Origin of the sequence: uncultured Alcanivorax sp. (assembly GCF_947258575.1) — a bacterium.
Lineage (GTDB): Bacteria > Pseudomonadota > Gammaproteobacteria > Pseudomonadales > Alcanivoracaceae > Alcanivorax.
The window spans coordinates 210,389-222,295 of the sequence record NZ_CAMYIV010000011.1 but is presented as its reverse complement, the minus strand read 5'-3'; the positions used below and the strand labels follow the sequence as shown (position 1 = coordinate 222,295).

Below are 11,907 nucleotides of genomic sequence, written 5' to 3'. Positions count from 1 at the left end.
TCATGCTCCTAGTAGTAAATCCTGTATTGCAGTTCGGCCCGGTAACTATCTTCATCGTTACCACCGGTATTGAGTTGGCGCTCCACAGACAGCTGCCAGGCATCGCGACCGATCAGCGGCCCGGCCAGGCCCAAGCGGCCGATAAAACCATCACCGGACAGGCTGTTATTCACGTAACCCACTTCTCCCCAGCCCTGCAGTCGATGCGGGCGAATATGCACGTCCGGCATGCCCAGCAGCAGGGAGGCCCCGGATTCACGGTAATCCTCGGGCAAGGGCGCCGTGTCCGCGCCGACGGGTAGCAAGGCGCGAACCTCAGCCATGCTGTCCCCGGCTTCGGCAAAATCGGCGCGGGTATGGCGCAGGCGCAAGCCGGGTGAGAAACGGGACAGCCAGGGACGCCAGGTGCTTTGCACATTGATAATGCTGCCCTCCCCCAGGTTTTGACTATTCAGATCACGATACTGGTAATCCGCCCAATCTACACTGCTCTGCCAGGTAGATTGGGGCGACCAATTCAGCTGGAACTGGCTACCGGTCCGGGAACCGCCCAACAGCAGCAAGGAGGTTTCATCCGCCGGCATCTGCCACTGGTAACGCCAGCTGGCAGACCAGTCGGAGTGCCAGTTGCCGGCCACTTCCAGATCCGCGGTGGTTTCGCTGTTATCCAACAGTTGGCGCTGGCCCAGTGAAAAACGGTGACGATAGCGTTCGCGCTGATAGTGCCACTCCAGGGTCAGCCACTGTTCCGCTTCATCCACATCCAGCTGGGCCCGATCGTTACTGGCGAACTGCCGTTGCCGGTAGCGCGCGGACAAGGTGCTGTGGTCACTGAATGGCTGACTCTGGGTAAAGGCCCAGTCCGTCATTTGCAAGGCACCCAGGCGGCGCTGTTCCACCGCCAGAGCGCTGGAGCGAGCACTGGGCAACAACAGGGATTCCTGCTGATTGTTGGCGCCAGCCAGTTCCGGAGAGCCCGCCTGCATGGCCATTAGCGTCGCGGTGGCGCGTCGTTCTTCGCCCAGTTCCAACTGGCTTCCTAATTGCTCAGACAGCGTCAATTGGCCGGCATAACGTTCACGAATCTGGGCCACGGCATCACGGTCGTTATTGAGCATGGCATAGGCCAGCGCCGACCCGGCATGCAGCCTACCGGCGGCCTGCTGCTTACGCAGATACCAGGCGCGTGCCAGCTCCGGCTCGCTATGGCCCAAGGCCCACTGGGCAAGCCATTCGGCACGGGCTTCGTCTGCACCCTGCTGCTGGCGAATCTGTTGCGCCAGTTGCAGGGAAGTGTCACCGCCCTCAAAACGCTGGCTGAGCGCCAGGCGCATATACCGGTACTGGTTCTGTTTGTCGTCACTGACCGTAAACGGCAAGCGCTGATGCAGATTGCGCAGCACTGGCCAGGCCTCACCATCCCGGCCCGCGGCAATCAGTGCCTGGGCGTACTGCCACTGTCGCTCCCAGTCTCCGGGTGCCGTTTGCAGCAGACGACTCTCGTAACGCACCGCCTGCTCGGCATGACCCAGCGCCATATGCGCGGCGGCCAGCACTTCCCAATAACGCCGGTCCAGGCGGATAACGGCCTCCCAGGCGGCAAGGGTCTGTGCCAGCTGAGTATCATCACCACTGGCAACCAACAGCCACAACCAGGCGATGCGGGTTTCCCGATCCCCGGGAGCCAGTTCCAGCGCCCGCTGCAACCATTGCGCGGCACGTTCCATCTCGCCCTTGCGCAACAGCAGATTGGCATAAAAACGCAGAAACGCCGGGTCCTGCTGTAGTTGCTGGCGCTGGGCGTCACTCAGCTGTTGCAGAAAGTCGTCAATGGCCTGCCAGCGACCGGCATCCTGCATCTGATAGAGGGCCCCCATGGCAAAAGCCTGATCGCCATTGCGCTGCCAGGCCCGTTCCATCAGCGCCACGACTCTGTCGCGGTCGTAATAACGAGCCAGAGTAATGTACTGGTACAGATCCGGCAGGGTGTCGTCACCCTGATCCAGCAAGGTCTGGTAATGACTCATGGCCGGCTGCCAATGCCCCAGCTCGCTGGCCATCACCGCCAGACGGCGAGTCAAATCCGGGTCATAGGGCAGGCTTTCGGCATCACTGCGCAAATCGGCATAAGCCGTCTCTCGCTGGCCCTCAAGCCAATGGTAGCGAGAGACTTGCAATGCCATGTCCCGTTCCGGGCCGTAGCGATTCATGTACTGCCGCGAATAGCGAGCGGCTTGCTCTCTGTCACTCTGATTCCAGGCCAGACGCTGCATTTCCCACAGCACAGCCTGGCCCGGATGGCGTCGATGCCAGTCAGCCAGGAAGCGCAGGCCTTCATCCGGTGTGCCGAGCAACTCATATTGCCTGGCGATGGTAGCCAGCAAATCCCGGTCACGGGGAGACACTTCCAGCAATTCCTTATAAACCCGCAACGTCAGTTGGTAATCGTAGGCCAGCGGCGCCCGCTGGCGGACCTGCTGCCAGGCCTGCGGATCGTCAGTGTTTTCCGCTACTTTCCACCAGGCTTTCAGGGCAGTACTGCTATCTCCCTGCCAGTCGGCGATCTGCGCCAGCCTCAGCAACCAGCGAATATCTTCGGGGCGCCAGTAAAGAGCGTTGTCCACTACCTGACGAGCCCGTCCCAGATTACCCGCCGCCACAAAGACCTCATAGCTATGGTCGTAGTAGCTCTCCACATAGGGCTCCGGCGCCTGGGCCAGAACAAGGCCAGACAGGAATGGCAAAGGTAATACCAGAGTGAGAAGCAACCGCTTCATCGCTGCTCCCCACGGCCATTGAGACGCAACAACCGCACTGCATAGCGCTGGGCCTGGGCCAGGTTGCCGCCGGCCTGGGCCAGGCGCATAAGGCGGTACAACACAGCCTTGTCCTGGAAATAAAGGTGTTCGTGGCGGGACGCAAAACGCAAGGCAACGTCATGCAAGCTACCGGCTTCCAGGGCCGCCAGCGTCTCTAGAAAATACTGTTTTCGCACGGCCGCGTCAGCAGACGCTTCCATGGCTTGCTCATAAGCAAGCCCCGACGCCAGGTAATTACCCTGCCCTAACAGAACCCGTCCGGCTTTTTCATACCATTCGCCGGGCCGCTCGGCCTCAGTGGCAAGCAGCCGGTAATAGCGCACAGTCTGTTGCACCTCCCCCAGCACCAGAGCCATTTCCGCCAGTTCCCGGCGCTGCTCAGTAGTCAATGTCGACCAGTCCTGGCTGCGCACACTTGCCAGGGTCTCAGCCTGCAATCGGGAAGACCCACGCAGCTCCGGATCCATGGCCATCAGCCGCTTGAAATCCCACTGCAATCTCAGCCAGCGAACCTCCGACTGGTAACCCGCATCGGCGGCTTCTACCCGGTCCAGTTGCACATCAGCTTCGTCAAATCGCCCCAGAACAATCAATTCCCGGGCCATCAACAAACGCAGCTCATGATCATCCGGCTTAGCTTTCAGCCAGGCCTGCATATAACTCAAGGTCACCGCATCCAGGCGCGCATTGCGCAACGTGACGGCCAAGTCCCGGGGAAATGCCAGCCAGCAGACCACCAGGATCAACAACAGACAAGCGAACAACTCTGTGGGGCCGAGAACCCGTAATCGCTCAGTGCGAACAGTGTAGCCGTAGCTCTTCGAGCTCATGCTTCGCACTCCTGTAGTGATAGAGGGTTCCGTCCCGACGCACTGGTTTCAGTGGTTCATCGTTATGGTTGAGCGAGCAACCATCGGCATTGCCGATGGCAAATTCCAGGTTGGTGTGTCCTGCCAGAGAAAATTGCATGCCGTCGTCATTGCGAGCAAATGTGGTCAGGCGGCCATTGGCCTGTTGCAGGTAAGGCAACGAGTCCGAACCGGGCTGCCAGTGAGCGTCAGCGCCGGACAAATGCAGGTAGCGGCCGGGACCGTCTTCCCGGTAGCCGGCGACCCCATGGGTATTATTGGTCAGGGCCGGTAGCGGCAGCGCCTCAGGTAATCGCAGGGTGCGCAGTTCGCCATTGCCTTTTACCCTCCAACCATCATTATCCCGGGCGATCACCATAGTGTTGAAATCCAGCACCTTGCGGGCATAGTCAGACGCAAATACCGGATGAAGCGGTTGCGACTGCGCCCAGCGATAGACCCTTAGCAAGGATTCCAGAGCTGCCGTCTTGCTGGCAATGTAGGTGTGGTAATAGATGTTCACCGGCTTGAAGCGATGGGGGCTTTCCGTCAGTTCGAAAGTCTCGAGTACCCGCTCAAAACCGTAGAAAGGGCCACTCCACTCATTGGTATAAATATTTTCGTTCTGGTTGGGTGCATAAACCTGGTATTCGTCCCCCTTGGGCAAACCGATTCCCTTGATCAGGGTCCAGGTGGGTGCACTGTGGGTGATGATGGTATCGCTACCGTTCATGTTCAGCAGGTTGCCCCGGCGTGCCGCAGCCAGCGCTTCAGGAGTGGGAAGGGTATCCCCGCTCCACAGCACCATTTTTGTACGCTTGCCGTCGGCCAGCAGGTTGTTGTTGATGTACTGTGCCGAACCGACCACTTCGCGCACCGGGTCCATCTGGTAATCGGGGATAGGCAGGCGCAATTGCCCTTCGGGGCCATACAGCTCCCCTGGCATTTGCTGGGCGTCGTACCAGAAAAAAGGATGCGAATAGGTGTGGGTAGCCGCTTCCACTTGAGGCAAGGCGAACATTTCCCGGGCGATCTGCTCCAGCTCGGCGGACATTTTCGGGTAGAGGCCATGAGGCGCCACTTCGCCCTCGATCACCGAGATGGTAGTGGGCACATCAAAACGTTTAAGCACTTCCTCCAGCAATACCCGGGCATCGGTTTGCCCCTGATAACCCTTCACCTCGGCCAGGCTGGGAAAACCATCACCATCCATATGCGCGAAGAGCAAGCGCCGACCATTTTCTGTCGTCACATCCGGAATCGGCATGACCGGTAGCTGTAATGCCTCGCGAATGAAGGTGAGCGGATTGACCACCCAGCGATCCAGTCCTTCACCTTTCTCACCGGGCAATATCGAACGGATCATGAAGGGCTGGAAGACATAACCGCCCCAAGGGGTCGTCGCCGCTGGCGTGTAGGTATGTTCCCCGGCGCGCAATTCCAGCCAGGGCTGGGCGGACGAATTGTGCAATGGCGACGACAGCTCTATCAGTTTGGGCAGTGCCAGCTCAAACCCCATGGCCTCATGCTGACGGGTAACCGTCGGCGGTGACAAGGGTGTAGGCCGACCCTCGAAACCGAAAGTCTGCGCATTGGGCCCCACCGGGTCCACCGCCGGGTAACCCAGCATGGCAATGGGAACGCCCGCATCTTTTTGTTCCACCAGCCAGGCCTCAAAATCCGCATCGGCCAGCTCTTCCTCTTCCAGCCACACGACAATACCGGCGTATCGTCCCTGCAGTGTGCCAGCTGGCATGGTGGAATTGATGGCACGGATATCAGGAACCAGCCCCTGGAACTGCAGTGGCATCAGCCCATAACGCACCGCATCGGAAAGCTCCCAGAATCGCTCATTGCTGCCACCATGAACCAATAACACTTGCCGGGGCAGCACCTCGCGCACGCCCAGCCCGAGCATGTCCAGCTCCGGATTGGTGATCCAGGGAATCACACCGTGACCCGCAATTTTCCTGGCAAGCTCTCGGGCTTGCTCACGCTCAGCAGGCGGCGCGTAGTCAATGGCAATGGTATCGACCTGGTACTGGTCACGCATAGTGGCAAACTGATTCAGCAACCACTGGCGGTCTTCCTCGGGAACCGCCGCATAACGCTGCTTGCCCGCCTCCCAACGCTGGTAAAGAGACTCAGCCGCGATGGCATCCACCGGCGCCTCAACCAGCGGCATCAGTTCAAAGCCGCGATTGAAAATAAAGCGTGCCCGGGGATAACGCTGGGATATCTGGTTGATTAACGCCGCTAACCCTTGCCGCTGCTGCTCCCGCTGCTCAGGTGTCTTGGCAACTAGCTGGTAGCTATCCAGGGTATCGAAGAAAAAACCCCGGTAGCCTTGCTGCCACAGCGGCGCAATGACCTGCTTGAGGAGAAAATCTCGCAACCCCGGCGAAGACAGATCGAAAATATGGGAGCCCCAGTCCGGGTTTTCCCCCAGCAGCCACTCGGGTTTCAGGTTTGCGAAATACGGGCGCGATGCCAGGACTTCACCCAGGCTGACATAGGCATAGAAGCGCTGCTCGCGAAACGTATCGGGCACGCCACTGGCCTGATCCGGCTCTACAACAGGGAAATCATAGACAGAGAGAGTGTGCCAGGGGATGTGAGGGCCGTAATAAAATGCCGCAGCAAGGCCTGACGGTGCTTGCGCCGATGCAGAAAAACCCCAAAAAGCCAGCAGAATCGCCAGATAGCAGCGGATCAATGAATTCCCCAATTCACATAAAACCGAATCTTCTTATATACCTATTCAAGGCAGCGTGAATAATGGGGGAAACATGATGTAACCCAAATACGACGAAAAGGGCATTTGTGTAAAAACTCCCTCTCACAAAAGCCGACTGTTCTTACCAAACTGGCTGCGTAAAAACGCCATCTGGTCCCCGCGGATACGGTGGCTGTTTATTAATGCCAAATATTCAGCCATGTTCGGCACATAGGGCAGCGCCAGTAGATCCATGTCGATCTCTTCCAGGCGCCGGCTGCCCTTGCGCTGGTTACAGCGCCGGCAGGCAGATACCACATTGGACCAGCGATCCCGGCCCCCTTTCGAGGTGGGGACAATATGATCACGGGTCAGGACATGTTCCGGGAAAGGCTTGCCACAATAGAGGCACACATGCTGGTCACGGCGGAAAAGCGCCCGGTTGGTCAATGGCGGTGCCGGGCGCTTGTGGGGATTGGCCACACCATCGCAGGCAATAATGGAGTGCAGAGACAGGCTGGAACGCTCCCCGGAAAACCGACAGGTCCCGCCGCGAAGACGGTAGATCACATCCCCCAGCGTCCAGGTTACCAGCCCGCGCGCATAAAGGGTGGCGGCCATCTGCCAGTCCAGCCATTCCACCGGAGTGCCGGCTTTGTCGAGACGCAGAATGCGTTCACTCATGGGCTACCTCACGATCATTGCTGCGCCCCCAATAGGCACAACCTTCCTGGTACGGCTCGATGCCGAGGCGCGGAACAGGATCTCGTAAACCAGTGACGATTCTGCGACAGCGGGAAAAGAAGACAGAGGCGCGAACAGACTGTGGTGTCTGCAGCAGGCGTAACGACTGTCTTCTGGATAGGGTCCACACAATGGTGGTGCCTTTGCCCGGTTATCTCTGATCAAACAGCCGCAACCGCCTGATCACAAACACCGGATTGAACAAATAATAAACAGGGCGGCATCCGCACTGCAACTGCACACATTAAGGGCTGGCGCGAAATTCAGGCAATCGGTAGCAGCTGGCCACCGTCGTGCCCGTGTTATCCCCATCGGTCATGATCGCCACGGCATCCACGCTATCCACGTCCATGCCATGAAAGCGACGAAAATCCTCGCGCACATTTCGAGTCACCGATTGCCAGCGTCCGGCACCGCCCGGCCCCTGCACCACCACCATCACCGCCTGGGAGGCAAACGGGTTGGGCCAGTTCGTGCCCGGCGCCGCTTGCCGGGACCAAACATAATTAATCGCCCGGGTTTGCCAGGGCAGCCAACCCTTCTTCACCACATAGACCCGGGCCTGGAAATCGTCCCCGGCCTTGATCCGCTCATCGACCTCTGGCCAGTCCGCAATCTGGTCAGCACGCCACTGCCAGTGCAAATAGGGCGTACGCGTTACATCCACCGCGCTTTCCCTGGCCAGGCCGGAGGCAGAACCCCGGGCCCGACTTTGCCAACAACCGGCTTCGAGGCGATAATCGGTCCTGCCCTCGAAAACCACCTCTTGCCAGCCGTCCGGCGCCGCCGAAACCGCCCTCACAGGCAACAGAGCCAAAGACAAAAACAGTAGCATCGGTATACATTGGACCAACGGGTCACAAACAGGTCTCGTTTTCATGGCCGCGTTTCCTAGAATAGACATCCTGTTTACGGATATTTACTCCTCCTGTTGAGGGGGAGCTTTCACCGGATTTTCCTGTCTCAACCAAGCTCAAGGCAGACATCATGCAGTTTGATTACATTATTGTCGGCGCCGGTTCTGCTGGCTGCGTACTTGCCAATCGTCTTTCCGAAAACCCCAACAACCGTGTCTGCCTGCTTGAAGCTGGCCCGGCAGACAACAGCCTGTTTATCCGCATTCCCGCCGGCATCATTCTGATGATGCGCTCCAATGCGCGAAACTGGCGTTATTACACCGTACCGCAAAAAGCCCTGAACAATCGCCAGATTTACATCCCCCGGGGCAAGACACTGGGTGGTTCCTCGGCGGTGAATGCCATGTGTTATACCCGTGGTCACAAGTGGGATTACGACCACTGGGCGTCACTGGGCAACGACGGCTGGAGCTTCGACGATGTGTTGCCGGTATTCAAACGCTGCGAGCACTATGAGCCCGGAGAAAGTGAATTCCACGGCACCCATGGCAAGCTCAACATCGCCGACCTGCGTTTCACTCACCCTGTCAGTAACGCCTTTATTGAAGCGGGCGTTCAGGCTGGGCACCCCGCTACCGACGACTTCAACAACGATGTCCAGGAAGGCGTGGGCATGTACAAGGTGAACCAGAAGGACGGTGAGCGCTGCGGTGTTTCCCGTGCCTATCTGCACCCGGTCATGGACCGGCCCAACCTGACCATCATGACCGACGCTTTGGTGAATCGGGTACTGTTCGAGGGCAAACGAGCCATCGGCGTGGAAGTGGAGCACAAGGGTCAGATCCGCACCCTGAAGGCCGACAACGAAGTCATCCTCTCCGGCGGCGCCATCAACTCTCCGCAGATTCTCAAGCTTTCTGGCGTGGGCCCGGCAGCGGAACTGGCCGAGCACAACATCCCGCTGGTCCACGACCTTCCCGGCGTGGGCGAGAACCTGCAGGACCACCCGGATGCCCTGGTGGTACACAAGAGCCTGCGCAAGGACACCCTGAGCCTGGCGCCGGGCGCCCTGCTCACTACCGGCCTGAAAGGCTTTATCGACTTCTTCTACCGTCGCACCGGTCAGCTGACCTCCAACGTGGCCGAAGCCGGGGGCTTTATCAAATCCGGGCCGGAGCAAGAGATTCCCGATCTGCAGTTGCATCTGACCGCCGCCAAACTGGATAACCACGGCCTCAACCTGCTGTTCAGCATGGGCTATGGCTACTCAGGTCACGTCTGCATTCTGCGTCCCAAGAGCCGCGGCAACATCACCCTGCGTGATGCCAACCCACGCTCTCCGGCGCTGATCGACCCGCGCTTCCTGGAGCATCCGGATGACATGGAAGGCATGGTCCGCGGCGTCAAGGCCATGCGCAAGATCATGGCCCAGGATGCGCTCAACGACTGGCGGGGCGATGAAATCTTCCCTGGCAATGAGGTGGAAAGCGACGAGGATATCCGTCACTTCCTGCGTCAGAAGTGCGACAACATCTACCACCCGGTGGGCACCTGCAAGATGGGCAGCGACGACATGGCCGTCGTCGACAGCCAGCTGCGCGTCCATGGCCTGGAAGGTCTGCGCGTGATCGACGCCTCCATCATGCCAACCCTGATCGGCGGCAACACCAATGCGCCGACAGTGATGATTGCCGAGAAAGGCGCTGACGCGATCCTCGGCGAGTAATCGCTGCAAGCCTTAAGCTACAAGCTGCAACGCGGGCCGGGCCGTGCTAATCACATAGCACCCTGCCCGCGTTTTTTATGGGAGGCTCTGTAGGTGCGTCGCTCGCGGCATGATTCGGGCATTGGTCAGGGTTGATGATGTAGGAGCACCTCTTGAGGTGCGAACCGAGCGTAGCGAGGCAACAGAGGCCAACGTCAAAGCACTATTTTTTCTGGAGAGACCTGTCGAGCTTTGCCATTCCTGATCGCCCTACGGTCGATTTCCTTGCTCCGCAAGGTTCGCACCTCAAGAGGTACTCCTACAGAGGCTTCGTAGACAGCATTGGGGTCGAGGAGCTTTCCATACTTTCCCTAACCAACGAGCGTAGCTCGTAGCTTTTCACCTTCCTGTCATCTTTCTTTTACACACTGCCTCTTTCGAATATCGCCTGATCCGATTGGGGGGATTTATGGTGGATGCAGTATCGTCTCCGCGTGCGCAGCTGGTGGAATTGCTGTGGCAATTGAAGCAGAACTTTGACCAGGAAAATGACAGCAGCTTGCGCTTTGTGCATTTCAATACACTGCTCAACGATCCGGTCTATCGGGCCGAGGTCATTAACCGGGCGGTCAATAGCGACAACCGAAAAATCCGGGCCCTGGGCCTGAAACTGCAGGACGCCAACCGAGACGGCATGCTGCTGCACAAGCGCCCACCAGCAAACAGCTCACCACTGCCGCTCACCAACCCCGATATCGCCGAAACCCTGGGAAGCGCATCCGCCGGTAGCGGGCAGAGCGCAAGATCACAATGGATGTATGCCTGGCTAGGCCTGGCTGCGATGATGCTCGGCGTGATTGGCTACTTTGCTTATCAGCCTCTTCATCAACTGGTTGCCGGCAAACAGGTGGTCAAAGGCTCTCTGTTTGGCAACCAGACCTGGCATGCCGGCACCACCTGGATCCTCGACGGGATCGTCTACCTGGAAGCCGGAGCCAATCTGACCATAGAACCGGGCACCCGCATTGAGGGCCGCCCCGGTTCTGCGCTGGTCATTACCCGCGATGCCACCCTGTTTTCCCGTGGCCAGGAAAATGCCCCCATCGTCTTTACCAGTCATCAGCCCGAAGGCACCCGCGCCACCGGTGACTGGGGCGGTGTGGTGATGCTGGGCAACGCCCCGGTCAACAAGGCTGACGCCCAGATAGAAGGGGTTCCCCATGGCGATGCCCGAGGCGCCTTCGGCGGCAGCGACCCGGGCTCCTCGTGCGGCATGATGGAATACACCCGCATCGAATTTGCCGGCTTCGAAGTCTATGCCAACAACGAACTGAACGGCCTGACCCTGGGTGGCTGCGGTGACGGCACCATTGTGCGCCATGTTCAGGTACATCGGGCCCTGGACGACGGCATCGAAGTGTTTGGCGGCACCGTGGATTTGCAGCATATCGTCATCACCGGCGCCGGCGACGATTCCCTGGACTGGGACATGGGCTGGCGCGGTCGGGTCCAGTTCCTTGCCATTCAGCAGCATGCCGATGCCGGTGACAATGCCTTCGAAGGCGACAATCAGGCGGGCAACCCTGATGCCCGCCCCCTATCCGCGCCGACCATGTACAACGTGACGCTGATCAGCCCGCGCAGTCACGACAAGTATCACCGTGCCATGACCCTCAAAGCCGGCTCCGGGGGCCACTTCCACAACATCATCATCGACGGCTTCTCCGGAGAAACCATTGACCTGAAAGGCACAGAAACGGTGGCCCGTATCCAGCAAGGCGAGCTCAGTTTTCAAAGCATGATGGTGAACCGGATCGGCAGCCGCGGGCTGACCTTCTTTGAACCCGAAAGCGGTGACAACGATGACGACGGGGACTTCGACGAACGCCGTTACTTCCAGAGCAGTGCCGTGGCCGCCCAGTTTGGCACAGATCCACTGCTGACCCGGGACGCCACCAGCGCCTCCCACCCGGACTTCGCCCCCACCTCACGCTCTCCGGCCCGTAATGGCGCCAGCCCCATTCCTCAAGGCGAATTCTGGGACGAAGCCGCCTCCTATCTCGGCGCAGTGCGCCCCGGCAGCGTACAGAACTGGACCGACGGCTGGACCGCCTATCCTCTGAACTAACACACCCCGGCATAGATAGGCGCCATGATCGCGCTGGCGAAAGGCCTCTGAAGACTCAGGGAGCCCGCCACGGGAGATGGGCGCCTACCG

7 protein-coding genes are annotated in these 11,907 nt (G+C 59.2%); 2 read left to right on the top strand and 5 right to left on the bottom strand.

Going from position 1 to position 11,907, the window contains the following annotated elements; translation table 11 throughout:
- Nucleotides 1-8 precede the first annotated feature (8 nt).
- From Q0Y02_RS12120 to Q0Y02_RS12100, 5 genes are all read right to left on the bottom strand, one after another.
- Nucleotides 9-2,777, bottom strand: a complete 2,769-nt coding sequence (locus tag Q0Y02_RS12120; RefSeq protein ID WP_297768655.1) for a tetratricopeptide repeat protein — start codon at nt 2,775-2,777, stop codon at nt 9-11.
- Entirely contained in the window at nt 2,774-3,649 is an 876-nt protein-coding gene (locus Q0Y02_RS12115; RefSeq protein WP_297768652.1) for a tetratricopeptide repeat protein, read from the bottom strand. The genes Q0Y02_RS12120 and Q0Y02_RS12115 overlap by 4 nt, the downstream gene beginning before the upstream one ends.
- Nucleotides 3,612-6,218, bottom strand: coding sequence for an endo alpha-1,4 polygalactosaminidase (locus Q0Y02_RS12110; protein ID WP_366516921.1), 2,607 nt, complete (start codon nt 6,216-6,218; stop codon nt 3,612-3,614). The genes Q0Y02_RS12115 and Q0Y02_RS12110 overlap by 38 nt, the downstream gene beginning before the upstream one ends.
- Nucleotides 6,219-6,506: 288 nt before the next feature.
- Nucleotides 6,507-7,067 carry an HNH endonuclease gene (locus Q0Y02_RS12105; protein ID WP_297768649.1) on the bottom strand — a complete coding sequence of 187 codons (561 nt, stop codon included), beginning with the start codon at nt 7,065-7,067 and terminating at the stop codon, nt 6,507-6,509.
- A 304-nt stretch (nt 7,068-7,371) separates the two neighbouring features.
- Nucleotides 7,372-7,962, bottom strand: a complete 591-nt coding sequence (locus tag Q0Y02_RS12100) for a DUF3047 domain-containing protein (RefSeq protein WP_297768646.1) — start codon at nt 7,960-7,962, stop codon at nt 7,372-7,374.
- A 152-nt stretch (nt 7,963-8,114) separates the two neighbouring features.
- On the opposite strand from Q0Y02_RS12100, the gene Q0Y02_RS12095 reads away from it, so the two are divergent.
- Nucleotides 8,115-9,710 carry a choline dehydrogenase gene (locus Q0Y02_RS12095; RefSeq protein ID WP_297768644.1) on the top strand — a complete coding sequence of 532 codons (1,596 nt, stop codon included), beginning with the start codon at nt 8,115-8,117 and terminating at the stop codon, nt 9,708-9,710.
- Nucleotides 9,711-10,158: 448 nt separating this feature from the next.
- Nucleotides 10,159-11,817 (top strand): hypothetical protein, encoded by a 1,659-nt coding sequence (locus Q0Y02_RS12090; protein WP_297768641.1) that lies wholly within the window; start codon nt 10,159-10,161, stop codon nt 11,815-11,817.
- Nucleotides 11,818-11,907 lie beyond the last annotated feature (90 nt).